22 protein-coding genes and 2 tRNA genes are annotated in these 23702 nt (G+C 55.8%); 10 read left to right on the forward strand and 14 right to left on the reverse strand.

Annotated elements, in window-relative coordinates; translation table 11 throughout:
• Positions 1-108 precede the first annotated feature (108 nt).
• Positions 109-1368, reverse strand: a complete 1260-nt coding sequence (gene rho, locus KHQ28_RS09630) for a transcription termination factor Rho (RefSeq protein WP_002883293.1) — start codon at positions 1366-1368, stop codon at positions 109-111.
• Positions 1369-1698: 330 nt separating this feature from the next.
• Positions 1699-2028, reverse strand: coding sequence for a thioredoxin TrxA (gene trxA / locus KHQ28_RS09635; protein WP_002883224.1), 330 nt, complete (start codon positions 2026-2028; stop codon positions 1699-1701).
• Between the two features lie 341 nt (positions 2029-2369).
• Here trxA and rhlB point away from each other — a divergent pair, with 341 nt between their 5' ends.
• The 5 genes from rhlB to KHQ28_RS09660 all read left to right on the forward strand — a co-directional run bounded on the left by rhlB (position 2370) and on the right by KHQ28_RS09660 (position 8122).
• The gene (gene rhlB, locus KHQ28_RS09640) at positions 2370-3635 is read left to right on the forward strand and encodes an ATP-dependent RNA helicase RhlB (protein WP_002883222.1); all 1266 of its coding nucleotides are present in this window, start codon (positions 2370-2372) and stop codon (positions 3633-3635) included.
• A 118-nt stretch (positions 3636-3753) separates the two neighbouring features.
• Positions 3754-5262 carry a guanosine-5'-triphosphate,3'-diphosphate diphosphatase gene (gene gppA, locus KHQ28_RS09645; protein ID WP_004150419.1) on the forward strand — a complete coding sequence of 503 codons (1509 nt, stop codon included), beginning with the start codon at positions 3754-3756 and terminating at the stop codon, positions 5260-5262.
• Between the two features lie 19 nt (positions 5263-5281).
• On the forward strand, positions 5282-6208 hold the full coding sequence (locus tag KHQ28_RS09650; RefSeq protein ID WP_002883211.1) for a LysR family transcriptional regulator: 927 nt from the start codon (positions 5282-5284) through the stop codon (positions 6206-6208).
• Between the two features lie 130 nt (positions 6209-6338).
• A complete protein-coding gene (locus KHQ28_RS09655) occupies positions 6339-7337 on the forward strand; it encodes an amidohydrolase family protein (RefSeq protein WP_004181642.1) in 999 nt (332 codons plus the stop codon).
• A gap of 62 nt (positions 7338-7399) precedes the next feature.
• Positions 7400-8122: a DUF554 domain-containing protein gene (locus KHQ28_RS09660; protein ID WP_002883185.1), complete on the forward strand. Its 723-nt coding sequence runs from the start codon at positions 7400-7402 to the stop codon at positions 8120-8122.
• Between the two features lie 4 nt (positions 8123-8126).
• Here KHQ28_RS09660 and rep read toward each other — a convergent pair whose 3' ends face one another.
• A complete protein-coding gene (gene rep / locus KHQ28_RS09665; RefSeq protein WP_004181641.1) occupies positions 8127-10148 on the reverse strand; it encodes a DNA helicase Rep in 2022 nt (673 codons plus the stop codon).
• A gap of 112 nt (positions 10149-10260) precedes the next feature.
• Here rep and ppiC (KHQ28_RS09670) point away from each other — a divergent pair, with 112 nt between their 5' ends.
• Entirely contained in the window at positions 10261-10542 is a 282-nt protein-coding gene (ppiC, locus tag KHQ28_RS09670; protein WP_002883181.1) for a peptidylprolyl isomerase PpiC, read from the forward strand.
• 51 nt (positions 10543-10593) lie between these two features.
• The gene (gene ppiC, locus KHQ28_RS09675) at positions 10594-10875 is read left to right on the forward strand and encodes a peptidylprolyl isomerase PpiC (protein WP_002883180.1); all 282 of its coding nucleotides are present in this window, start codon (positions 10594-10596) and stop codon (positions 10873-10875) included.
• 203 nt (positions 10876-11078) lie between these two features.
• Here ppiC (KHQ28_RS09675) and ilvC read toward each other — a convergent pair whose 3' ends face one another.
• On the reverse strand, positions 11079-12554 hold the full coding sequence (gene ilvC, locus KHQ28_RS09680) for a ketol-acid reductoisomerase (protein WP_032418225.1): 1476 nt from the start codon (positions 12552-12554) through the stop codon (positions 11079-11081).
• 152 nt (positions 12555-12706) lie between these two features.
• On the opposite strand from ilvC, the gene ilvY reads away from it, so the two are divergent.
• Positions 12707-13597 carry an HTH-type transcriptional activator IlvY gene (gene ilvY, locus KHQ28_RS09685; RefSeq protein ID WP_002883176.1) on the forward strand — a complete coding sequence of 297 codons (891 nt, stop codon included), beginning with the start codon at positions 12707-12709 and terminating at the stop codon, positions 13595-13597.
• On the opposite strand, the gene ilvA is transcribed toward ilvY, so the two are convergent.
• The 7 genes from ilvA to ilvL all read right to left on the reverse strand — a co-directional run bounded on the left by ilvA (position 13594) and on the right by ilvL (position 20137).
• Positions 13594-15138 carry a threonine ammonia-lyase, biosynthetic gene (ilvA, locus tag KHQ28_RS09690; protein WP_002883174.1) on the reverse strand — a complete coding sequence of 515 codons (1545 nt, stop codon included), beginning with the start codon at positions 15136-15138 and terminating at the stop codon, positions 13594-13596. The genes ilvY and ilvA overlap by 4 nt on opposite strands.
• A 2-nt stretch (positions 15139-15140) precedes the next feature.
• The gene (gene ilvD, locus KHQ28_RS09695) at positions 15141-16991 is read right to left on the reverse strand and encodes a dihydroxy-acid dehydratase (protein WP_002883173.1); all 1851 of its coding nucleotides are present in this window, start codon (positions 16989-16991) and stop codon (positions 15141-15143) included.
• A gap of 60 nt (positions 16992-17051) precedes the next feature.
• Positions 17052-17981 (reverse strand): branched-chain-amino-acid transaminase, encoded by a 930-nt coding sequence (gene ilvE, locus KHQ28_RS09700; protein ID WP_002883171.1) that lies wholly within the window; start codon positions 17979-17981, stop codon positions 17052-17054.
• Positions 17982-17997: 16 nt separating this feature from the next.
• Complete coding sequence (gene ilvM, locus KHQ28_RS09705; RefSeq protein ID WP_002883170.1) at positions 17998-18255, reverse strand: acetolactate synthase 2 small subunit; 258 nt, start codon at positions 18253-18255, stop codon at positions 17998-18000.
• Positions 18252-19898 (reverse strand): acetolactate synthase 2 catalytic subunit, encoded by a 1647-nt coding sequence (gene ilvG, locus KHQ28_RS09710; protein WP_002883142.1) that lies wholly within the window; start codon positions 19896-19898, stop codon positions 18252-18254. The genes ilvM and ilvG overlap by 4 nt, the downstream gene beginning before the upstream one ends.
• A 2-nt stretch (positions 19899-19900) precedes the next feature.
• Positions 19901-19954 carry a peptide IlvX gene (ilvX, locus tag KHQ28_RS29685; RefSeq protein ID WP_201281575.1) on the reverse strand — a complete coding sequence of 18 codons (54 nt, stop codon included), beginning with the start codon at positions 19952-19954 and terminating at the stop codon, positions 19901-19903.
• An 84-nt stretch (positions 19955-20038) separates the two neighbouring features.
• Positions 20039-20137 carry an ilv operon leader peptide gene (ilvL, locus tag KHQ28_RS09720; RefSeq protein WP_001311244.1) on the reverse strand — a complete coding sequence of 33 codons (99 nt, stop codon included), beginning with the start codon at positions 20135-20137 and terminating at the stop codon, positions 20039-20041.
• Positions 20138-20491: 354 nt separating this feature from the next.
• Between ilvL and KHQ28_RS09725 the strand changes: the two genes are divergently transcribed.
• Positions 20492-22012 (forward strand): YifB family Mg chelatase-like AAA ATPase, encoded by a 1521-nt coding sequence (locus KHQ28_RS09725; RefSeq protein ID WP_032418226.1) that lies wholly within the window; start codon positions 20492-20494, stop codon positions 22010-22012.
• A 24-nt stretch (positions 22013-22036) separates the two neighbouring features.
• Here KHQ28_RS09725 and KHQ28_RS09730 read toward each other — a convergent pair whose 3' ends face one another.
• Positions 22037-22375 carry a DUF413 domain-containing protein gene (locus KHQ28_RS09730; RefSeq protein ID WP_004146520.1) on the reverse strand — a complete coding sequence of 113 codons (339 nt, stop codon included), beginning with the start codon at positions 22373-22375 and terminating at the stop codon, positions 22037-22039.
• 118 nt (positions 22376-22493) lie between these two features.
• Between KHQ28_RS09730 and hdfR the strand changes: the two genes are divergently transcribed.
• Positions 22494-23315, forward strand: coding sequence for an HTH-type transcriptional regulator HdfR (hdfR, locus tag KHQ28_RS09735; RefSeq protein WP_004181639.1), 822 nt, complete (start codon positions 22494-22496; stop codon positions 23313-23315).
• Between the two features lie 108 nt (positions 23316-23423).
• Here hdfR and KHQ28_RS09740 read toward each other — a convergent pair.
• A tRNA-Trp gene (locus KHQ28_RS09740) sits at positions 23424-23499 on the reverse strand.
• Between the two features lie 53 nt (positions 23500-23552).
• Positions 23553-23629, reverse strand: a tRNA-Asp gene (locus KHQ28_RS09745).
• Positions 23630-23702 lie beyond the last annotated feature (73 nt).

Consider the following 23702-nt stretch of genomic DNA (forward strand, 5'->3'; position numbering starts at 1 on the left):
CGGCGCCATTATACGACAACTTTCGTCCCGCTTTCTCTGTCTCTGGATCATACAAACCCAAAAATGAAAACGCCACGCAAAGGCGTGGCGTTTTTGGCTTTTTTTACCTTACGAGCGCTTCATCATATCGAAGAAGTCATCATTCGTCTTGGTCATTGCCAGCTTATTGATGAGGAATTCCATCGCATCAATCTCACCCATCGGATGGATAATTTTGCGCAGGATCCACATTTTCTGCAGCTCTTCCTGAGTGGTAAGCAGCTCTTCTTTACGGGTACCGGAACGGTTGTAGTCGATAGCCGGGAAGACGCGTTTTTCAGCAATCTTACGAGAGAGGTGCAGTTCCATGTTACCGGTGCCTTTAAACTCTTCGTAGATAACTTCGTCCATTTTGGAACCGGTGTCGATCAGCGCCGTGGCGATGATGGTCAGGCTACCGCCCTCCTCGACGTTACGTGCCGCACCAAAGAAACGCTTCGGACGGTGCAGGGCGTTGGCGTCCACACCACCGGTCAACACTTTACCGGAAGCCGGAACCACGGTGTTGTAGGCACGCGCCAGACGGGTAATGGAGTCGAGCAGGATGATAACGTCTTTCTTGTGTTCAACCAGACGTTTCGCTTTCTCAATAACCATCTCGGCAACCTGCACGTGACGGGATGCCGGCTCGTCAAAGGTGGAAGCAACCACTTCACCTTTCACCAGACGCTGCATCTCGGTCACTTCTTCCGGACGTTCGTCGATCAGCAGTACCATCAGGACACAGTCCGGGTGGTTGTATGCGATGCTTTGCGCGATGTTCTGCAGCAGCATGGTTTTACCGGCTTTCGGCGGCGCGACGATCAGACCACGCTGGCCGCGGCCAATCGGGGAGGCCAGATCCAGTACGCGAGCGGTTAAGTCTTCGGTAGAACCGTTACCACGCTCCATACGCAGGCGAGAGTTCGCGTGCAGCGGCGTTAAGTTCTCGAACAGGATCTTGTTACGCGCGTTTTCCGGCTTGTCGTAGTTAACTTCGTTAACTTTCAGCAGCGCAAAGTAACGTTCACCCTCTTTCGGAGGACGAATCTTACCGGAAATGGTGTCACCAGTGCGGAGGTTGAAACGGCGGATTTGGCTGGGGGATACGTAGATGTCGTCAGGGCCGGCGAGGTAGGAGCTGTCTGCGGAGCGGAGGAATCCAAATCCATCCTGCAGTATCTCCAGTACGCCGTCGCCAAAGATATCTTCGCCACTCTTCGAATGCTGCTTGAGGATGGCAAAAATAATATCCTGCTTACGCATACGAGCCAGGTTTTCCAGCCCCATATTTTCGCCGAGAGTAATCAGCTCAGAAACCGGCGTATTCTTTAATTCGGTAAGATTCATAGTGGTGTGGGTTCTTAAACTCGGGGTAAATCTCGAACTTAATGTTGTGAATGGTATGGCAGGAACTTCCATGCCTGTTAACGGCCTTCATCTCGTGTCTGTACGTTGCCTGGTCACAGGAAAGAACGCAGAACTGAAACGACTAGACGGAATGAGTGAAAAGCCCGGAATTATTAGCTTCACGCGCATTTATGCGGGATGCTTCGGGTAAAACAAGATTCAAACAAGGTATGTTTAAAACGAAGTCTGTGGATTAACTTAGCACGACTCCAGCCGGGCGTCCAGAGTTCCGCAAAAAATAGGAATCTGGACGCCGGAACAGCAATTCGCTTACGCCAGGTTAGCGTCGAGGAACTCTTTCAGCTGACCCTTGGACAGTGCGCCAACTTTAGTGGCCGCCACTTCGCCGTTTTTAAACAGCAGCAGGGTTGGGATACCGCGAATGCCGTATTTCGGCGCAGTGCCCGGGTTCTGGTCAATGTTCAGCTTAGCTACGGTCAGTTTGCCCTGATACTCTTCAGCGATCTCATCCAGAATCGGGGCGATCATTTTGCACGGACCACACCACTCTGCCCAGAAATCGACGAGGGTCAGCCCGTCAGCCTTGAGTACGTCCGTGTCAAAACTGTCGTCAGTCAGGTGAATAATTTTATCGCTCATATTTAACTCCACAGGAATAAGCCTGGTGTGTTGGTGTCGTAGCCATCAACGACGCGCTGCGGCTACGTTATGCACGCTATTCTTCAGGATACCTCAATTCTCTGGCCTGCCAACTGGCGCAATCCATCATGGACTCGCCTGTTGACGCCAGGGTGCCCGAACGCGAACTGCATGCTGCAGATTTATCGCTCCCGACTCGCTTAGTAGTCTAAGCTATCCTGGATTCGTTCAGTTACCGTAGACGTACCTTGAATAATTTCGTACACCGCCAACGAAAGGTTGACGTTATTTCACCGGATACGCTTTCTTAATGCAATAGTTAGCTGATATTCTACCACACTATGAGCAAAACACATTTAACAGAACAGAAGTTTTCCGACTTCGCCCTGCACCCGGCAGTCATTGAAGCCCTTGAAAAGAAAGGGTTTCATAATTGCACACCCATTCAGGCCCTCGCCCTTCCGCTGACGCTGGAAGGCCGCGATGTCGCCGGGCAGGCGCAAACCGGTACCGGTAAAACGATGGCGTTCCTGACGTCAACGTTTCATTATCTTCTCTCTCACCCGGCTATCGCCGATCGCCAGGTTAACCAACCGCGCGCGCTGATTATGGCGCCGACGCGTGAACTGGCGGTACAGATCCACGCCGACGCTGAGCCACTGGCGCAGGCCACCGGTCTGAAGCTGGGTCTGGCTTACGGCGGCGACGGCTACGATAAGCAGCTGAAAGTGCTGGAAAGCGGCGTCGATATTCTGATCGGTACCACTGGTCGTCTGATCGATTACGCGAAGCAGAACCACATTAACCTCGGCGCCATTCAGGTTGTCGTGCTGGACGAAGCCGATCGCATGTACGATCTCGGCTTTATTAAAGATATCCGCTGGCTGTTCCGCCGCATGCCGCCGGCCACTCAGCGCCTGAACATGCTGTTCTCCGCGACCCTTTCTTATCGCGTCCGCGAACTGGCGTTCGAACAAATGAATAACGCCGAGTACGTTGAAGTCGAGCCGGAACAGAAAACGGGCCACCGTATTAAAGAAGAGCTCTTCTACCCGTCCAACGAAGAAAAAATGCGCCTGCTGCAGACGCTGCTGGAAGAAGAGTGGCCCGATCGCGCCATCGTCTTCGCCAATACCAAGCATCGTTGCGAAGATATCTGGGGGCATCTCGCCGCCGACGGCCATCGCGTAGGTCTGCTGACCGGCGACGTGGCGCAGAAAAAGCGTCTGCGTATTCTCGAAGAATTTACCCGTGGCGACCTCGATATTCTGGTCGCGACCGATGTTGCCGCCCGTGGCTTACATATTCCGGCCGTGACTCACGTCTTTAACTACGATCTGCCGGACGACTGCGAAGATTACGTTCACCGCATCGGCCGTACCGGTCGCGCTGGCGCCAGCGGTCACTCCATTAGCCTCGCCTGCGAAGAGTATGCGCTGAATCTGCCGGCGATCGAAACCTATATTGGTCACTCAATTCCGGTCAGTAAGTACAACCCGGACGCGCTGATGACCGACCTGCCTAAGCCGCTGCGTCTGACCCGTGCGCGCCCAGGCAACGGCCCGCGCCGTAACGGTCCACCGCGCAATCGTCGTCGTTCAGGTTAAGAGATCTATGCCATACGCTCAGTCATTCAGAATCTGCCAGGGCGACCTTCCACTGGCAACCCGCTCAGTGATGTGGATCGGGCCTAAGCGCCCCGCCGACCAGGGAGCCTTCTGAACGATGAAGAGTATGAGCTCCACCTCGCTATATGCCGCCATTGATTTGGGCTCCAATAGTTTCCATATGTTGGTGGTGCGCGAGGTGGCGGGCAGCATCCAGACGCTGAGCCGCATTAAGCGTAAGGTTCGACTGGCCGCCGGCCTGAATAGCGACAACACCCTCTCCGCAGAAGCGATGGAACGGGGCTGGCAGTGCTTACGCCTGTTTGCCGAGCGCCTGCAGGATATTCCGCCGACGCAAATCCGCGTCGTGGCCACCGCCACGCTGCGTCTTGCCGTCAATGCGGGGGAGTTTCTGGCGAAAGCGCAGGAGATCCTCGGCACTCCAGTGCAAGTGATCAGCGGCGAAGAAGAAGCGCGCCTGATTTACCAGGGTGTCGCCCATACCACCGGCGGCGCCGATCAGCGCCTGGTGGTCGATATCGGCGGCGCCAGCACCGAGCTGGTGACCGGGACCGGCGCACAAACAACCTCGCTGTTTAGCCTGTCGATGGGCTGTGTCACCTGGCTTGAACGCTATTTTGCCGACCGTAGTCTGACGAAAGAGAATTTCGATCTCGCCGAAGCGGCTGCGCGCGAGGTGCTACTGCCCGTCGCCGATGTGCTGCGCTATCACGGATGGAAAGTGTGCGTTGGCGCCTCCGGCACCGTTCAGGCTCTGCAGGAAATTATGATGGCGCAGGGGATGGATGAACGAATCACCCTCGCCAAACTCCAGCAGCTTAAACAGCGCGCTATCCAGTGCGGACGTCTGGAAGAGCTGGAGATCGAAGGCTTAACCCTTGAGCGGGCGCTGGTGTTTCCTAGCGGGCTGGCGATCCTGATCGCTATCTTCAGCGAACTGAATATTCAGTGTATGACCCTCGCGGGCGGCGCGTTACGCGAAGGCCTGGTGTACGGCATGCTGCATCTCTCCGTTGAGCAGGACATCCGCAGCCGCACGCTGCGTAATATTCAGCGTCGTTTTATGATCGACACCGAACAGGCCCAGCGCGTCGGCGGCCTTGCCAGTCATCTGCTCAGTCAGTTGGATGGCAGCTGGGAGCTGGATCCGCTAAGCCGTGATTTACTCCTTAGCGCCTGTGCGCTGCATGAGATTGGGCTGAGCGTGGATTTTAAGCGCGCGCCGCAGCACGCCGCCTATCTGGTCAATAACCTCGACCTGCCGGGCTTTACCCCGGCGCAGAAGAAGCTGATTGCCACGCTGCTCCTTAACCAGACTAACGCTATCGACCTCTCTTCGCTTCATCAACAGAATGCCGTCCCACCGCGGGTGGCTGAGCATCTGTGTCGTCTGCTGCGACTGGCAATCCTGTTTGCCAGCCGGCGGCGCGACGATCTGTTGCCCGCCATTCAGCTGACCGCTCAAGACGAACAACTGACGCTGATATTGCCGGGAAACTGGCTGGATGAACATCCGCTGGGTCGGGAGATGGTCGATCAGGAGTGTCAGTGGCAAAGCTACGTCCACTGGATACTTCGGGTCGCCAGCGGCGATACGCTGAAATAATATCCAGCCAGGAGGGCGGATGCGGGAAGAACTGGATTTCAAATCGCTACGCTTTTTCTCTGCGCTCTACCGCTTGGGCAATGTTTCCCCAGCAGCGGACGCGCTCGATATCAGCCAGCCCACCGGCAGCCTTTTGCTGAAAAAACTACGAGATCATTTTGCTGACCCGCTGTTTGTCCGGGTCGGGCAGCGGATGATCCCGACGCCGCGAGCGGACGCGATCGCCCCCACCATCTCGACTCTTCTCCAGCTTGCCGATAACGATTTAGCGGTCAAACCTGAATTTCTTCCCCAGCAGAGCCAGCGTAATTTTACGATCGGTATGACCGATATCAGCCAAATGACGCTGCTGCCTTTATTGCAAATTGCGCTCCAGCAGCAGGCGGCGGACGGGATCACCTTTACGGTGCAGAATCTGGATGAGCAGACCCTCAACGCCCTCGAATCCGGGAAATGCGATCTCGCGATCGGCTATCTGACGCAGCTTCCGGAAAGCGTCTACCAGCAACATCTCTTCGATCAATCATATGTCTGCCTGGCTGCGGAAAACCATCCTCGCATTCGCGCACAGCTCCGCGCCGAAGACTGGCGCCAGGAAAAGCATCTGGCGATCCGCGTGGAGGGAACTGCCCATGGCGATATGGATAAGCTGCTTGATGAGCACCACATGCCCCGGCGCATTGCGCTAACGTTACCAAGCTTTTTAGGTACCGGTGAGCTGGTGGCCGAAAGCGATATGATTGCCGTCGTCCCGGAACAGGTGGCGCGGCATATCACCCGGCGCTATCCCTGCCGCAGCTGGCCGCTGCCTTTTCCCCTCGCCAAAATCGCCATCCGTCAGGTCTGGCATCAGCGGCTGCACCGCGATCCCGGACATATCTGGCTACGCTCGCTGATCGCTACGCTTGCCGATCCCGCACAGCAGAGTACTTCTATTAAAATCTAAGTAACAAATTACGCCCGTGTATTGGTTTTATTAATAACCCCTATTACGTTTGGTTTATTGCTGGTAATACGTCAAAGCTTTTATTCTCCTCGCATCAAGCCACACTGACTCATATCGCAAGGAAAATATCATGCGCGGAAAAATTGCTTTAGAAGAACACGTATCCACTCCTGAAAATAACCGTCTGTGGGATTCATCTGGTGAAGCAGGTCGTAACGGCACAGAATATATGAAAGATGTTGAACGCCGCCTGCTGGATCGCAGCATTCAGCTGGAAGAAATGGCGCAGCGTCATATTGATCATGTAATTCTTTCTCTGACTTCACCTGGCGCCCAGTCTATTTTAGATAAAGCCAAAGCCGTCTCTTTTGCCCGCGATACCAACGATTTTATCGTTGAGAATTATGTTAAGCCAAATCCGGACAAATTCAGCGCCTTCGCCACCCTGGCATTGCAGAACCCGGAAGCCGCGGCGGAAGAGCTGGAGCGCGCCGTGAAAAAGTTAGGCATGAAAGGTGCGCTGATCAACGGCTACACCAACGTTAAAGATAGCGAGCATGGCCTGTATCTTGATGACGAATCCATGCTGGTATTCTGGGATAAGGTCAACGAGCTGAACGTGCCTGTCTATCTGCATCCTCGTGAACCGCTGGAAGGCCCGGCGCGTGGCATCTATACCGGTTACGAAAGCCTGATCGGCTCTGCCTGGGGCTTCGCTCAGGAAACGGCAGTGCATGCTATTCGTCTGATGATGAGCGGTCTGTTCGATCGTTATCCTAACCTCAATCTGGTGCTGGGTCACCTCGGCGAAGGGCTGGTACATATGCTGCCGCGCACTCAACATCGTCTCTATCGTCAGCGTTTCGGCTGCGGTCTGGGTAAAGCGGAAAAACCGTTAATGCACTACCTGCAGAATAACTTCATCGTTACCACCAGCGGCCATTTCAATACCCATTCACTGAATAATGCTATTGAAGTCATGGGCGCCGATCGCGTGATGTTCTCTGTCGATTATCCGTATGAAGATATTCATCAGGCCTGCGACTGGTTTGATCCTTTAGAACTTGAAGCAGGCCTGAAAGAGAAAATCGCCTGGGGTAATGCCAGCCGCGTATTTAACATTAAATAATTAATTTAAATATTTCAGGGCCTGTATATTCAGGCCCTGATTTTTATTAGGGAAAATAAATTATGGCTATAGGTATATTTGTCTGTAGCGGCTCGCTTCTCGTTGGTGCGCTGGCGGGCGCTTCACTGAATCGTTTTATTCCGGAACATTTCAAAAAAACCTTACCGTTGATCGCCGGACTGATCTCAATCAGTATGGGCATATTCTTTGTCAATAAATTACATAACCTGCCGCCGATTGCCCTGGCTATTATTGTCGGCACGATTATCGGCGGCTTGTTGAATATTGAAAAATGGATTGAACGAGCCGGAACAACGCTGCGCAGCCCCATTGAACGTATCTTTCCGGCGCAGTCCAGCGCCAGCGTCGGTGCGGAAGATTTTATGAATCAGTTTATCGCCGTGCTGATCCTGTTCTGCGCCAGCGGTACCGGCATCTTCGGCGCCTTAACCGAAGGGATGACCGGCGACCCGACCATTCTGCTGACCAAGTCGATCCTCGACTTTTTTACTGCCGCGATTTTCGCCTCCACGCTGGGGTATATCATCACCGTGATCTTTATTCCCCAGCTAATTGTTTTCGTTATCCTGTTTTTCGCGGCAACCTTTATCATGGCGTTAATCAATCCGTCGATGATCGCCGACTTCACCGCCTGCGGCGGCATCATTATGCTGGCGACCGGTTTCCGTCTGTGCGGGATCCGTGCCTTCCCTACCGCCAATATGCTGCCCTCGCTAATACTGGTGATGCCCTTCTCCGCCGCCTGGCAGCAGTTTATCGCCTGAGACGCTAAGCTTTTTTCGCCTTTGCCAGCATCGCCCGAATATTAGCGACGTTGGCCTGGCCTTTTTGCATCCGCTCTTCAGGCGTAATGGTTTTGCGTGCCTGCTCCCAGATAAGGTCGTCCTGAGGGAGCTCCAGCAGAAAACGACTCGGTTCAGGACGCACCAGCTCGCCATATTGCCGGCGCTCCTTACAGAGCGTAAAGGTCAGCTCTTTCTGCGCACGGGTGATGCCAACGTAGGCCAGGCGGCGCTCTTCATCGACGTTATCTTCATCAATGCTGCTTTGGTGCGGCAGCAATCCCTCTTCCATTCCCACCAGATAGACGTAGGGGAACTCCAGCCCCTTTGACGCATGGAGAGTCATCAGCTGCACCTGATCCAGCTCTTCATCCGATTCGCCGCGCTCCATCATGTCGCGCAGGGTAAAGCGGGTGACCACCTGGGTCAGGGTCATCGGCTCATCGATTTCGCTGCCTTCCAGCATCTCGGTCATCCAGGTAAACAGCTGGTTGACGTTTTTCATGCGCATTTCCGCGGCTTTCGGGCTGGGCGAGGTTTCATACAGCCAGGATTCGTAGTCGATCCCGCGAATCAAATCGCGCACGGCGTTGACCGGCTCTCGTTCGGCCAGCTGCTGGATCTCGCGTAGCCAGTGGGTGAAGCGGGTGAGGGATTCATAGCCGCGCCCGGTCAGCGTCTGGCTGAGACCCATATCAAAGCTGGCGGTGAACAATCCTTTGTTGCGGCCCATCGCCCACTCACCGAGCTTTTGCAGCGTCGCCGGGCCGATCTCGCGCTTCGGCGTGTTGACGATACGCAGGAAGGCGCTGTCGTCGTCCGGGTTGGTCAGCACGCGCAGATAGGCCAGCAGATCTTTAATTTCCGGACGCGAAAAGAACGACGTGCCGCCGGAGATTTTGTACGGGATGCGGTTCTGCATCAGCATCTTTTCAAAGACCCGCGACTGGTGATTGCCGCGATAAAGGATCGCGTAGTCTTTGTAATTGGTTTTATTAATGAAGTGGTGGGCGATCAGCTCCCCGGCCACGCGCTCCGCTTCATGATCTTCATTGTTGGCGGAGAGCACTTTCAGCTCCGCGCCATATCCCAGTTCGGAGAACAGCCGCTTTTCAAAGACGTGAGGGTTATTGGCGATCAAAATGTTGGCGGCTTTCAGAATACGCCCGGATGAGCGGTAGTTCTGCTCAAGCTTGATCACCTGCAGCGCCGGGAAGTCCTGGCTGAGCAGCACCAGGTTCTGCGGCCGCGCGCCGCGCCAGGAGTAGATCGACTGGTCGTCATCGCCCACCACGGTAAAGCGCGCCCGCTGACCCACCAGCAGTTTCACCAGCTCATACTGGCTGGTATTGGTATCCTGATACTCATCCACCAGCAGGTAGCGGATCTTATTTTGCCAGCGCTCGCGCACCTCCTCGTTGCGCTGCAGCAGCAGCGTTGGCAGCAGGATCAGATCGTCAAAATCGAGGACATTGCAGGCCTTCATGTGCGCGTCGTATAGCCCATAGCAGTGGGCGAAAATACGATCCCGTTCGCCTTTCGCGCCAGCGGCGGCCTGCGCCGGGGTTTTTAGATCGTTTTTCCAGTTGGAGATCGTCGAGATCAGCTGCTGAAGCACCACTTTGTCATCTTCGATCAACCCTTCGGTCAGTTCCTTAAGCAGCGCCACCTGGTCGGTATCGTCGAATAAGGAAAAGTTAGACTTCATACCCAGCGCAGCGTATTCGCGCTTAATGATATCCAGCCCCAAAGTGTGGAAGGTGGAAATCATCAGGCCACGCGCCTCTTTGCGCCCCAGCGTTTGCCCAACGCGCTCTTTCATCTCGCGCGCGGCTTTGTTGGTAAAGGTCACGGCCGCGATATGGCGCGCCTGATAGCCGCAGCCGCGGATCAGGTGGGCGATTTTATTCGTAATAACGCGGGTCTTACCGGAACCGGCGCCCGCCAGCACCAGGCACGGTCCGGTGACGAATTCGACGGCTTGTTGTTGGCCAGGGTTTAAACGCATGGGAGTCTTGCTCAATCTTCGAACGGGGTGGGGATTGTAGCAGAAAGCGGAGCCGAGATTTACTGACTGATGGTAAAGTGTCAGCCACGCAAACCATCCTGAGAATGATGTCATGGCAAAAAGCGCAGCGGCCCTGCATATCCTGGTCAAAGAAGAGAAACTGGCGCTGGAGATCCTCGCCAAACTGGAGCGGGGCGTCAGCTTCGATCATCTGGCGAAACGCTATTCTAAATGTCCGTCTGGCCGCAACGGCGGCGACTTAGGCGAGTTTCAGCAAGGCGCGATGGTCGGTCCGTTTGATCAAGCCGTCTTCAGCTGTCCGCTGCTCAAACCCTATGGCCCGGTGAAAACCAAATTCGGCTACCACATCATCAAGGTGCTGTATCGCCGCTAGCGCGTGATACTATGGCGCCCTGATTTATCCCAACTCACTCAAGGCGCAATCATGGCTAAAACCGCGGCAGCACTGCATATCCTGGTAAAAGAAGAGAAACTGGCGCTCGATCTGCTCGAGCAGCTCAAAAACGGCGCCGATTTCGGCAAGCTGGCAAAGAAACACTCCATTTGTCCGTCAGGCAAACGCGGTGGCGATCTGGGTGAGTTCCGCCAGGGCCAGATGGTACCGGCCTTCGATAAAGTGGTCTTCTCCTGCCCTGAACTGGAGCCAACCGGCCCGCTGCATACCCAGTTCGGCTACCACATCATCAAAGTGCTGTACCGGAAATAATAAAAAAACCCGGGGATCTTAATCTCCGGGTTTTTGCCTGATGGCGCTTCGCTTATCAGGCCTACTAAACAAATCCATGCCTCTATGGATTTCGGCTTGCCGGAAGGCGGCAAGGAAGTACATCCCCAGGAACAAAGATTACTATGTGGCTGGGGTGTACGTACCGTAGCCAACGCATCGGCAAGTCGAAAGACGACGAGGAATTAGCCGGCTACCGCGATACGCTTCATATCGGTCATATAACCGCGCAGTTTCTTACCAACCTGCTCGATAGCGTGGCTGCGAATCGCTTCGTTCACATCGCGCAGCTGCGCGTTATCTACCGCGCCTTCGGCAATCGCTGTGCCCAGGTCGCCGGTCTGCAGGGTGGTCATGAACTCTTTCAGCAGCGGTACGCAAGCGTAAGAGAACAGGTAGTTACCATATTCAGCAGTATCGGAAATAACCACGTTCATCTCATACAGACGCTTACGGGCGATGGTGTTGGCGATAAGCGGCAGCTCATGCAGTGATTCGTAGTAAGCAGACTCTTCGATGATGCCGGAGGCCACCATGGTTTCGAAGGCCAGCTCAACGCCCGCTTTCACCATCGCGATCATCAGAACGCCTTTATCGAAGTACTCCTGCTCGCCGATTTTGCCTTCATATTGCGGCGCGGTTTCGAAGGCGGTTTTGCCGGTCTCTTCACGCCAGGTCAGCAGTTTCTTATCATCATTCGCCCAGTCCGCCATCATGCCGGAGGAGAATTCGCCGGAGATAATGTCGTCCATGTGTTTCTGGAACAGCGGCGCCATGATCTCTTTCAGCTGCTCGGACAGCGCATAAGCGCGCAGTTTCGCCGGGTTGGAGAGGCGATCCATCATCAGGGTGATGCCGCCCTGCTTCAGCGCTTCGGTGATGGTTTCCCAGCCGAACTGAATCAGTTTTTCTGCATACGCCGGATCGGTACCTTCCGCCACCAGCTTGTCGAAGCACAGCAGAGAACCCGCCTGCAGCATGCCGCAAAGGATAGTTTGCTCGCCCATCAGGTCAGATTTCACTTCCGCCACGAAGGAAGATTCCAGCACGCCCGCGCGGTGGCCGCCTGTCGCCGCCGCCCATGCTTTGGCAATCGCCATGCCTTCGCCTTTCGGGTCGTTTTCCGGGTGTACCGCGATAAGCGTCGGTACGCCGAAACCGCGTTTGTACTCTTCACGCACTTCGGTGCCCGGGCACTTCGGCGCCACCATCACCACGGTGATGTCTTTACGGATCTGCTCGCCCACTTCCACGATGTTGAAGCCGTGGGAGTAACCCAGCGCTGCGCCGTCTTTCATCAGCGGCTGTACGGAGCGCACAACGTCTGAGTGCTGTTTGTCCGGCGTCAGGTTAATCACCAGGTCCGCCTGCGGGATCAGCTCTTCATAAGTGCCGACTTTGAAGCCGTTTTCAGTCGCTTTACGCCAGGAGGCGCGCTTCTCAGCGATCGCTTCTTTACGCAGCGCATAGGAGATATCCAGGCCGGAGTCACGCATGTTCAGACCCTGGTTCAGACCCTGCGCGCCGCAGCCGACGATGACCACTTTTTTACCCTGAAGGTAGCTTGCGCCATCGGCGAATTCGTCGCGCGCCATAAAGCGGCATTTGCCCAGCTGTGCCAGCTGCTGGCGCAGGTTCAGTGTATTAAAGTAGTTAGCCATGTCTGTAACTCCGTGATGTTGTGTCGTGCTTATTGTTCGGTTCGCTTTTGCGAGAATGAACTTACTATATGACAGGAATTTTATTGCGGAAATTGATATATTCACAACGTCACGTTGCATTTTATGAAATACAAAACCGGGGAGTACGCGCCGTGGATTTACGCGATCTGAAAACCTTTCTGCATCTGGCGGAAAGCCGCCATTTTGGCCGCAGCGCGCGGGCCATGCACGTCAGCCCGTCGACGCTTTCGCGCCAGATCCAACGTCTGGAAGAGGACCTCGGCCAGCCGCTGTTCGTGCGAGATAATCGCACGGTGACCCTTACCGAAGCCGGGGAAGAGTTACGTACCTTTGCCCAACAGACTTTATTGCAGTATCAGCAGCTTCGTCACGTCATCGATCAGCAGGGCCCTTCGCTCTCCGGCGAGCTGCACATCTTCTGCTCTGTCACCGCCGCCTATAGCCATCTGCCGCCGATCCTCGACCGCTTTCGCGCCGCGCACCCCTCGGTGGAGATCAAGCTCTCGACCGGCGACGCCGCCGACGCTATGGAGAAGGTCGTCACCGGCGAAGCCGACCTGGCGATTGCCGGTAAGCCGGAGACTCTGCCAGGGTCGGTGGCGTTTTCGATGCTGGAGAACCTCGCCGTGGTGTTAATTGCCCCGGCCCTTCCCTGCCCGGTGCGCAACCAGGTGACCGTCGAGCGCCCCGACTGGTCGACAGTGCCCTTTATCATGGCCGACCAGGGGCCGGTACGTCGGCGCATCGAGCTGTGGTTTCGGCGGCATAAAATCAGCAATCCGTCGATCTACGCCACCGTCGGCGGGCACGAAGCGATGGTGTCGATGGTCGCCCTGGGATGCGGCGTGGCGCTGCTGCCGGAAGTGGTGCTGGAGAACAGTCCGGAGCCGGTACGCAACAGGGTGATGATCCTGGAGCGCAGCGATGAGCAAACGCCGTTTGAGCTGGGCGTTTGCGCACAAAAAAAGCGGCTGCATGAGCCGCTTATTGATGCTTTCTGGAAAATTCTTCCCAACCACTAACCCGCGAGGAAAAAGCGGAATGCCGGGTTATGCGTTTCGTCGTGGCACTCATAGCCCAGCTCATTAAGACGAGTTTCAAAGTCCGGCTCGTGCTCGCCCAACTCGAAGGCCGCCAGTACCCGACCATAGTCAGTGCCGTGGCTGCGGTAGTGGAACAGTGAAATATTCCAGTGGGTGCCAAGGGTATGCAGGAATTTCAGCAGCGCCCCCGGCGATTCCGGAAACTCGAAGCTGAACAGCCGCTCCTGCAGCGCTTTTGACGGCCGGCCGCCGACCATATAGCGCACATGCAGCTTAGCCATCTCATCATCAGAGAGATCCACCACGCTGTAGCCGCCGTCGTTCAGTAACTGGAGGATCTCTTTCCGCTCTTCCAGGCCACGACTCAGGCGTACCCCGACAAAAATACAGGCGTCTTTGGCATCGGCAAAGCGGTAGTTGAACTCCGTCACCGAGCGGCCCCCCAGTAGCTGGCAAAACTTCAAAAAGCTACCTTTCTCTTCCGGGATCGTCACCGCCAGCAGCGCTTCGCGCTGTTCCCCGAGCTCGCAGCGCTCGGACACGTAGCGCAGGCCGTGGAAGTTGACGTTGGCCCCGGACAGAATATGAGCCAGACGCTCGCCGCGGATGTTATGCTGGGCGATATACTTTTTCATCCCCGCCAGCGCCAGCGCGCCGGAAGGCTCCGCCACCGCCCGCACATCTTCGAACAGATCCTTCATCGCCGCGCAGATAGCATCGCTATCGACGGTGATGATATCGTCCAGATACTCCTGGCATAAACGGAACGTTTCATCGCCGATGCGTTTGACCGCCACGCCTTCGGCAAACAAGCCGACGCGCGGCAGATCCACCGGATGGCCTGCGTCCAGCGCCGCCTTCAGGCAAGCAGAATCTTCCGCCTCCACCGCGATCACTTTGATCTGCGGCATCAGCTGCTTGATCAGCACCGCCACGCCCGCTGCCAGACCGCCGCCGCCCACCGGGACGAATACGCGGTCAATATGGGCATCCTGCTGCAGCAGCTCCAGCGCCAGGGTTCCCTGTCCGGCGATGACCATCGGGTGATCGAACGGCGGCACCCAGGTAAAACCCTGCTGTTGCGCCAGCTCAATCGCTCTCGCCTTCGCTTCGTCAAAGTTGGCGCCGTGCAGCAGCACTTCGCCGCCAAAGCCGCGAACGGCATCGACTTTGATATCGGCGGTCGCTACCGGCATCACGATCAGCGCCTTAACGCCCAGCCGCGATGCGGAAAACGCCACGCCCTGGGCATGGTTGCCCGCCGAAGCGGTGATCACCCCGTGGGATTTCTGTTCGGCAGTCAGGCTGGACATCATCGCGTAAGCGCCGCGCAGCTTAAAGCTGTGTACCGGCTGGCGATCTTCACGCTTCACCAGAATAACGTTATCCAGCCGCGACGAGAGCTTATCCATTTTTTGCAGCGGCGTTTTCTGCACCGCTTCATAAACCGGCGCGCGCAGCACTGCTCGCAGGTACTCGGCGCCCTCAGGGGCGCCGGACAAGGGTTGTGAATCCGCCATGATTAGCCACCCAGCTTGGATTTATCGCGTACCGCGCCTTTGTCGGCGCTGGTCGCCAGGCTGGCGTAGGCGCGAAGGGCAAAGGAGACCTGACGCTGGCGATTCTTCGGCGTCCACGCCTGGTCGCCACGCGCTTCCTGGGCTTCACGACGCGCCGCAATTTCCGCATCGCTCAGCTGCAGCTGGATGCTGCGGTTTGGAATATCAATCGCGATCATGTCGCCATCTTCAATGAGCGCAATGTTGCCGCCGCTCGCCGCTTCCGGAGAGACGTGACCGATAGAGAGCCCTGAGGTGCCGCCGGAGAAACGGCCATCGGTGATCAGCGCGCACGCTTTGCCCAGCCCCATCGACTTCAGGAAGCTGGTGGGGTAAAGCATTTCCTGCATCCCCGGCCCGCCTTTCGGCCCTTCGTAGCGGATCACCACGACGTCGCCTTCCACGACTTTACCGCCGAGGATGGCCTCAACCGCATCGTCCTGGCTCTCATATACTTTCGCCGGACCGGTAAATTTCAGGATGCTATCGTCCACGCCGGCGGTTTTCACGATACAACCGTTTTCTGCGAAATTGCCGTACAGCACCGCCAGGCCGCCGTCCTTGCTGTAAGCGTGTTCCAGAGAACGGATACAGCCTTCGGCGCGATCGTCATCCAGGGTATCCCAGCGGCAGTCTTGCGAGAACGCCTGGGTGGTACGGATGCCCGCCGGGCCGGCGCGGAACATTTTTTTCACCGCGTCGTCCTGGGTCACCATCACATCGTACTGTTCCAGGGTCTGCGGCAGCGTCAGGCCAAGGACGTTTTTGACCTCGCGATTCAGCAGCCCGGCGCGGTCCAGCTCGCCCAGAATGCCCAGCACGCCGCCGGCGCGATGCACATCTTCCATATGGTATTTCTGCGTGCTCGGCGCCACCTTACACAGCTGCGGCACTTTGCGGGAGAGCTTATCGATATCGCTCATGGTGAAGTCGATTTCAGCTTCCTGCGCCGCCGCCAGCAGGTGCAGAACGGTATTGGTGGAGCCGCCCATGGCGATATCCAGCGTCATAGCGTTCTCAAAGGCCGCCTTGCTGGCGATATTGCGCGGCAGCGCGGAAGCGTCATCCTGCTCGTAATAGCGTTTGGTCAGCTCCACGATACGTTTCCCGGCGTTTAGGAACAGCTCCTTACGATCGGCGTGGGTCGCCAGCAGAGAGCCGTTGCCCGGCTGCGACAGGCCCAGCGCTTCGGTCAGGCAGTTCATGGAGTTCGCCGTGAACATCCCGGAACAGGAGCCGCAGGTCGGGCAGGCGGAGCGTTCCACCTGATTACTCTGCTCGTCGGACACTTTCGGATCCGCCCCCTGAATCATCGCATCCACCAGGTCAAGCTTGATGATTTTATCTGACAGCTTGGTCTTCCCGGCTTCCATCGGGCCGCCGGAAACAAAGATCACCGGAATATTCAAACGCAGGGAGGCCATCAGCATCCCCGGGGTGATTTTGTCGCAGTTGGAGATACAAACCATGGCATCAGCGCAGTGGGCGTTAACCATATACTCCACCGAGTCGGCGATCAGCTCGCGGGATGGCAGTGAATAGAGCATACCCCCGTGGCCCATAGCGATCCCATCATCCACTGCGATGGTGTTGAATTCTTTGGCCACGCCACCGGCGGCTTCAATCTGCTCGGCAACCAGTTTGCCGAGATCGCGCAGGTGCACGTGCCCGGGGACAAACTGGGTAAAGGAGTTAACGACGGCGATAATCGGTTTGCCGAAATCGGCATCGGTCATTCCGGTTGCGCGCCACAACGCGCGGGCGCCCGCCATATTGCGGCCATGTGTGGTGGTGGCGGAACGGTACTTAGGCATGCTCTTTTTACTCCCATCTGTGTTTATTAAATGGGACGGTGCGTGCCGTCCCATTTTTAATTACTTACTTACCGGATCCAACCAGCCCCATTTATCTTCTGTTTCACCGGTGAAGAGGCCAAAGAAGGCTTCCTGAATGCGTTTGGTTACCGGACCGCGACGGCCTGCGCCGACCTGGATGCCGTCCACGCTGCGTACCGGGGTGATTTCCGCCGCAGTGCCGGACATGAAGACTTCATCCGCCAGATACAGGGATTCACGGGACAACACCTGCTCGCGGACTTCGATACCAAGATCTTTCGCCAGCTTGATAATGGCGTCGCGGGTAATGCCCGGCAGCGCGGAAGAGGTAAACGGCGGGGTGAACAGTACACCGTCCTTCACTTCAAACAGGTTTTCCCCTGCGCCTTCGGAGATATAGCCGTTAACATCGAGGGCGATACCTTCCTGATAGCCATGGCGACGCGCTTCACTGCCAACCAGCAGCGAGGAAAGATAATTACCACCGGCTTTCGCTGCCGTCGGGATAGTGTTCGGCGCCGCGCGGTTCCAGGAAGAGACCATTGCATCGATCCCCTGCTCAAGCGCTTCTGCGCCGAGGTAGGCTCCCCATGGGAACGCCGCGATGATCACGTCAGTGTTATAACCCGGAGGCGGGTTTACCCCCATGCCGACATCGCCAACAAACACCAGCGGACGGATATAAGCGCTGGTCAGATTATTGGTTCGAATGACTTCGCGGCAGGCTTCCATCAGTTCGTCGACGCTCTGGGAGACCGGGAAACGATAAATTTTGGCTGAATCATGCAGACGCTGCATATGTTCGCGATGACGGAACACCACCGGGCCTTTGTGCGAGTCGTAGCAACGGATCCCCTCGAATACCGAGGTACCGTAGTGCAGCGCATGGGACATCACATGAACTTTCGCTTCGCCCCACGGAACCATCTCGCCATTGAACCAAATGTAATCAGCTTTTTTCGTCGTCATTTTTCTTCCTTTGCGCTCAGGCGCGGATTTGTTGTGATGTGGGTTGCTGGATCTCGACGCAGGCAACGTCGACCAGTTTGCTTAATTGACTAAACAGTAATTCGACGGGCCGCGGGCTGGCAACGGTCAATTCGATATTTATGTTCTGTGCGTCCGGCGCGGTTTCCATGTTCATTGCGCAGATGTGGAAACCCCGGTGGCGGACAACGCGCAGCACGCGCTCTAAGGTTTCCGGGTTGAAACGTGCCTGTAAAGCGACCTGATGTTGCATCATGATAATTTCTCCAGCATTTCAGAGTTACTGGCGCCGGGCGGCACCAACGGCCAGACATTCTCAAGTTCGTCGATTGAGACATGAAGCAGGTATGGCCCCTGGCTCGAAAGCATGGTGTCGAGTGCCGCTTCAACCTGGTCTTTACGGGTGATGTGTTGGCCAGGAATACCGAAGGCGCTGGCCAGCGTGAGGAAATCAGGGTTATCAGTCAGAGTGGTTTCGCTATAACGTTCCTGGAAAAACAGCTGCTGCCATTGTCGAACCATCCCTAACCGCTGGTTGTCGAGTAACACGATCTTCAGCGGTAACTGCTTGCGTTTAACGGTGCCCAGCTCCTGTACATTCATCATGAAGGAGCCGTCACCGGAGATACAGATCACCGTATCGTTAGGGCGCGCCACCTGGGCGCCAACGGCGGCCGGCAGGCCAAAGCCCATGGTGCCTAAGCCGCTGGAGGTGATAAAGTTTTCCGGGCGGGTATAGGTCATATGCTGAGCCGACCACATCTGGTGCTGGCCAACGTCGGTGGTCACCACGCTGTCCGCCGGCTTGCGGTCGGAAAGCTGCTTCAGCAGCAGCGGCGCGTAGATTGCCTCACCGGGATGATCGTAACGCCAGGCATGCTCGGCACGCAGTGCGGCACTCCGCTCGCGCCAGCCATCGATAGCTAACGGCTGCTGCAGCGCCGGCAGCAGGCAGTTCAGATCGCCTGTCAGACCGATATGCGCCTGACGCAGCTTGTTCAGCTCCGCCGGATCGATGTCCATGTGGATCACTTTGGCATGCGGTGCGAAGGTATTGAGCTTACCGGTTACGCGATCGTCAAAACGCGCGCCGACGGCGATCAGCAGATCGCACTCCTGTACCGCCAGGTTGGCCGCCTTAGTGCCGTGCATTCCCAGCATGCCGAGATAATAGGGATAATCAGCATCCACCACGCCCAGCCCTTTCAGGGTGCAGGTTGCCGGCATCCTGGTCACCGCCAGGAATTCGCGCAAAGCCGGTACCGCCTGCGCCATGCCGACCCCGCCGCCAACATACAGCATCGGTTGCTGCGATTGGGCCAGCATCTGCAGAGCCTGCGCCACTTCCGCCTGCGGAAATGCCATCTCATCGGCGACGGTAGAGAAATGGGGATCGAGGTCGCCCTGCGCCATCTGAATATCCTTAGGGATATCAACCAGCACCGGACCTGGACGGCCTGAGTTTGCCACCTGGAAAGCCTCGGCAATAACCCGCGGCAGTTCGTCCAGAGACTGCACAAGGAAACTGTGCTTAGTACAGGCCAGTGACAAACCGAGAACGTCTACTTCCTGGAACGCATCCGTGCCGATGAAGGGTGCGGCCACCTGGCCGGTGATAGCTACGATGGGAATAGAGTCAAGCAGGGCGTCCGCCAGGCCGGTGATCAGATTGGTCGCGCCCGGGCCGGACGTCGCGATACACACCCCGGTTTTACCGGTTGCTCGCGCATAACCAATGGCCGCCATGGCTGCCCCTTGCTCATGCCGGCACAGCAGGTGCTCCACGCCGCCGTCATACAGTGCATCGTAAACCGGCATAATTGCGCCACCCGGATAGCCAAAAACTGTGTCGACTCCCTGTGTCCGCAAAGCATGTACCACCCACTGCGCGCCATTCATAGTTAGTTCCCCGTCATAAATCGGGAGAAACAGAATTTTATGCTAAAAGTCATCATCTGCTCCTCGCTTAGGTTATTTCAGTTATAAAAAAACCCCCGGACCTTTCGGTGCGGGGGTCTTAGTTCGTTAAGGCTTGATTTCTAAGCCTTTCCTCGTCCAAGTGCAGCCCCGCACGGTGGGATAATAATCACCACCACGCTAATCACGACCAGGCTAATCACTCGTAGAAGGGCTGTCATTTTTTATACTTTCTGGCTTCTTGTTCGAAGGAATACCTAAAGAGTTACCACAGACATCACATAAAGCACAAGATTTTTTTATATCTTCGTTGCTGATCAGCCTAACGGTTTCAATAAAAATAATTGTTTTATATGAAAAAAATCAAAAATGAAAAAAATTCAGGTTTCTCACGCCTGCCGCGCTCTTCGGCGCCCTCTTTGCCAACATAGCTCTGTTTTGCGATCAAACGTCCATTTTCGGCTAAATGTAACGATATGCCGCGAAAAGTATGGATACGCAGTTCTAAATTCGCACTTTTTCCATTCTCGCTTTACGTCATGCCAACCATAATTCTTCTCTGTCCAGGAGGTTTTATGTCGCTCGCTATCGTCTATACTCGCGCGGCGCTCGGTATCGAAGCGCCATTGATTACCGTTGAGGTTCATCTCAGAAACGGTCTTCCTGGTCTAACTATGGTCGGGCTGCCGGAAACCACCGTGAAAGAGGCCCGCGACCGGGTCCGCAGCGCCCTGATCAACAGCGGCTACGCTTTTCCTGCGAAGAAGATAACCATTAACCTGGCGCCAGCGGATCTGCCCAAAGAAGGCGGACGATACGATCTGCCCATCGCTCTCGCGCTTCTCGTTGCCTCAGAGCAGCTCAACACGACGCGACTGAATCAATATGAGTTTGTGGGCGAACTCGCCCTTACAGGTGGGTTACGAGGCGTTCCAGGGGCAATCCCCAGCGCAATGGAGGCCATCAAAGCCGGCCGGCGCATTGTCGTCTCCTCTGACAATGCGGCGGAGGTCGGCCTGATCGGCGGCAGCGATTGTCTGGTCGCCGACCATCTGCAGGAGGTTTGCGCATTTCTTGCGGGGCAGACATCGCTTTCACCGCCTCTCGCCGAGGCGCCTGCTCGGGATGAACGCTACGAAGATCTGCTCGATGTTATCGGCCAGCAGCAGGGCAAACGAGCGCTGGAGATTGTGGCCGCCGGTGGTCACAACCTGCTCCTGATAGGCCCGCCCGGGACCGGGAAAACCATGCTAGCCAGCCGACTCCCCGGTCTCCTGCCGCCATTAAGCAATCAGGAAGCGCTGGAGAGCGCGGCCATACAGAGTCTGGTCAACCTCCACACCGCAAAGACGCGGTGGCGTCAGAGGCCGTTCCGCGCCCCCCACCATAGCGCCTCGCTGGCAGCGATGGTGGGCGGCGGCTCGATACCGGTCCCCGGTGAGATTTCCCTGGCCCATAATGGCGTGCTGTTTCTTGATGAACTGCCGGAGTTTGAGCGGCGGGTACTGGATGCGCTACGCGAACCCATTGAGTCAGGCAAGATCCACATATCACGCTCGCGCGCCAAAATTGACTATCCGGCGCGCTTTCAGCTTATTGCAGCGATGAATCCAAGCCCGACAGGACATTATCAGGGTAAACATAATCGTGCATCGCCGGAGCAGACATTGCGCTACCTTGGACGCCTGTCAGGCCCCTTCCTCGACCGCTTCGATCTTTCCTTAGAGATCCCATTGCCACCGCCAGGAATACTGAGTCAGGGCTCGCAGGGCGAAGAATCGAGCGCAACGGTCCGGCAGCGGGTGCTGGCGGCGCGTGAACGACAAATGCTCAGGCAAAATAAACTCAATGCCCATCTTGAGAATCGTGAAATGAAGAACTGCTGTCGCTTAAGGCGGGAGGATGCTGTCTGGCTGGAACAGACGCTAACGCAGCTGGGGCTTTCTATTCGCGCCTGGCAGCGTCTGTTAAAGGTTGCGAGAACCATTGCCGATCTGGCAGAGGTTGAAGAGATTGAACGCTGTCATTTGCAGGAGGCGCTCAGCTATCGGGCAATAGATCGGATGCTCAACCATCTGCAGAAAATGATGGCGTAAAAAAAGGGCTTACGCCCTTTTTTCTTAGTCATCGCTTTCGGTGTAATCGTCAGCGCCTTCCATCTGCGGTTTGCCGCCGGACAGAGTATGGAAACGCTTCGGCCGCTTGATACGCGCCATATACTTAATCCATACGCGTTCTGCTTCCGTCACCGGCTCACGTTCACCACGGCACACCGAGACAAATTGTTTTTCATCTTCGGTAACAGGTTCGCGCTTACCCAGTTCCAGTTCGTTAAAGGCATAACCATGACGTTCCAGCAGTTGCGCCTCTTTGATGGTGAAATCACCGTGACGGGAGAACCCGCGTGGATAATTTTTATTGTCGAAAAAACGATTAGTCGTCGTAAAGCTTTCCGCCATCCTACACGCTCCTGATTCTTTGGCCGAGCTATTTATGGCGCGGAGTATTAGTTACGCTTGACAGAGCGTCAAACAAAACATTTAAATCATCACGACAAATAATTTTGTGGAGAACGGTGTGGATACGGAATTGCTCAAGACTTTCCTGGAAGTGAGTAGAACTCGTCACTTTGGGCGAGCAGCAGAGGCGCTTTACCTGACACAGTCAGCAGTCAGCTTTCGTATTCGTCAGCTGGAAAATCAACTTGGTGTGAATCTGTTCACCCGTCATCGTAATAACATCCGCCTGACGACTGCCGGCGAAAAGCTCCTCCCCTATGCCGAAACGCTCATGAATACCTGGCAGGCTGCGCGCAAGGAGGTGGCACACTCTTCGCGACATAATGAATTCTCCATTGGGGCCAGCGCCTCCCTGTGGGAATGTATGCTTAACAGCTGGCTCGGTACCCTCTACAGCGCACCTTACAATCTCCAGTTTGAAGCCCGTATCGCGCAGCGGCAGTCGTTGGTTAAACAGCTTCACGAACGCCAGTTGGATCTGCTGATCACCACCGAATCGCCGAAGATGGATGAATTAAGCAGCCAGCTGTTGGGTAATTTTACTCTTGCCCTGTATTGCGCATCGCCTGCAAAAAACAGAAATGAATTGAATTACTTGCGCCTTGAATGGGGGCCTGATTTTCAGCAAAACGAAGTGGGACTGATAGGAAGCGATGATGTTCCGCTGCTCACTACCTCTTCAGCTGAACTGATCTATCAGCAATTATCGCGCCTGAACGGCTGCTGTTGGCTACCTGTTCGCTGGGCGAAAGAGAAGCATGGGTTACATACGGTCATGGACAGCGCTACGTTATCCCGTCCACTTTATGCGATCTGGTTACAAAATAGCGATAAGCAGGCGCAGATCCATGAGATCCTGAAAAACCCTATTCTGGAATAAACGCTACTCTCCATGGACGGAGATCAGCAAGGTATTTTCGTCGGGGATATTGCCAATGGAGATTAGAGATAAAAAAAATCCTTTGCCTGAGCAAAGGATTCTTATAAATGGCAGGGGCGGAGAGACTCGAACTCCCAACACCCGGTTTTGGAGACCGGTGCTCTACCAATTGAACTACGCCCCTAAAATTTTCTTACCACTAAGCCTGCTATTTGAGCAGGCTTAATGTTAAATAAGTGGCGGAACGGACGGGACTCGAACCCGCGACCCCCTGCGTGACAGGCAGGTATTCTAACCGACTGAACTACCGCTCCACCGAATTTCTTCGCTTTATTACCACCGGTTGTCACCCCGGCTTACTGCAATTTGATGCCTGGCAGTTCCCTA

Source organism: Klebsiella sp. 28, from assembly GCF_018223905.1.
GTDB classification, from domain to species: domain Bacteria; phylum Pseudomonadota; class Gammaproteobacteria; order Enterobacterales; family Enterobacteriaceae; genus Klebsiella; species Klebsiella pneumoniae.

Excerpts from the sequence above, each read along its gene's own strand:
- rho (WP_002883293.1), bottom strand. The coding sequence starts at position 1,368 with ATGAATCTTACCGAATTAAAGAATACGCCGGTTTCTGAGCTGATTACT.
- trxA (WP_002883224.1), bottom strand. The coding sequence starts at position 2,028 with ATGAGCGATAAAATTATTCACCTGACTGACGACAGTTTTGACACGGAC.
- rhlB (WP_002883222.1), top strand. The coding sequence starts at position 2,370 with ATGAGCAAAACACATTTAACAGAACAGAAGTTTTCCGACTTCGCCCTG.
- gppA (WP_004150419.1), top strand. The coding sequence starts at position 3,754 with ATGAAGAGTATGAGCTCCACCTCGCTATATGCCGCCATTGATTTGGGC.
- KHQ28_RS09650 (WP_002883211.1), top strand. The coding sequence starts at position 5,282 with ATGCGGGAAGAACTGGATTTCAAATCGCTACGCTTTTTCTCTGCGCTC.
- KHQ28_RS09655 (WP_004181642.1), top strand. The coding sequence starts at position 6,339 with ATGCGCGGAAAAATTGCTTTAGAAGAACACGTATCCACTCCTGAAAAT.
- KHQ28_RS09660 (WP_002883185.1), top strand. The coding sequence starts at position 7,400 with ATGGCTATAGGTATATTTGTCTGTAGCGGCTCGCTTCTCGTTGGTGCG.
- rep (WP_004181641.1), bottom strand. The coding sequence starts at position 10,148 with ATGCGTTTAAACCCTGGCCAACAACAAGCCGTCGAATTCGTCACCGGA.
- ppiC (WP_002883181.1), top strand. The coding sequence starts at position 10,261 with ATGGCAAAAAGCGCAGCGGCCCTGCATATCCTGGTCAAAGAAGAGAAA.
- ppiC (WP_002883180.1), top strand. The coding sequence starts at position 10,594 with ATGGCTAAAACCGCGGCAGCACTGCATATCCTGGTAAAAGAAGAGAAA.
- ilvC (WP_032418225.1), bottom strand. The coding sequence starts at position 12,554 with ATGGCTAACTACTTTAATACACTGAACCTGCGCCAGCAGCTGGCACAG.
- ilvA (WP_002883174.1), bottom strand. The coding sequence starts at position 15,138 with ATGGCGGATTCACAACCCTTGTCCGGCGCCCCTGAGGGCGCCGAGTAC.
- ilvD (WP_002883173.1), bottom strand. The coding sequence starts at position 16,991 with ATGCCTAAGTACCGTTCCGCCACCACCACACATGGCCGCAATATGGCG.
- ilvE (WP_002883171.1), bottom strand. The coding sequence starts at position 17,981 with ATGACGACGAAAAAAGCTGATTACATTTGGTTCAATGGCGAGATGGTT.
- ilvM (WP_002883170.1), bottom strand. The coding sequence starts at position 18,255 with ATGATGCAACATCAGGTCGCTTTACAGGCACGTTTCAACCCGGAAACC.
- ilvG (WP_002883142.1), bottom strand. The coding sequence starts at position 19,898 with ATGAATGGCGCGCAGTGGGTGGTACATGCTTTGCGGACACAGGGAGTC.
- ilvL (WP_001311244.1), bottom strand. The coding sequence starts at position 20,137 with ATGACAGCCCTTCTACGAGTGATTAGCCTGGTCGTGATTAGCGTGGTG.
- KHQ28_RS09725 (WP_032418226.1), top strand. The coding sequence starts at position 20,492 with ATGTCGCTCGCTATCGTCTATACTCGCGCGGCGCTCGGTATCGAAGCG.
- KHQ28_RS09730 (WP_004146520.1), bottom strand. The coding sequence starts at position 22,375 with ATGGCGGAAAGCTTTACGACGACTAATCGTTTTTTCGACAATAAAAAT.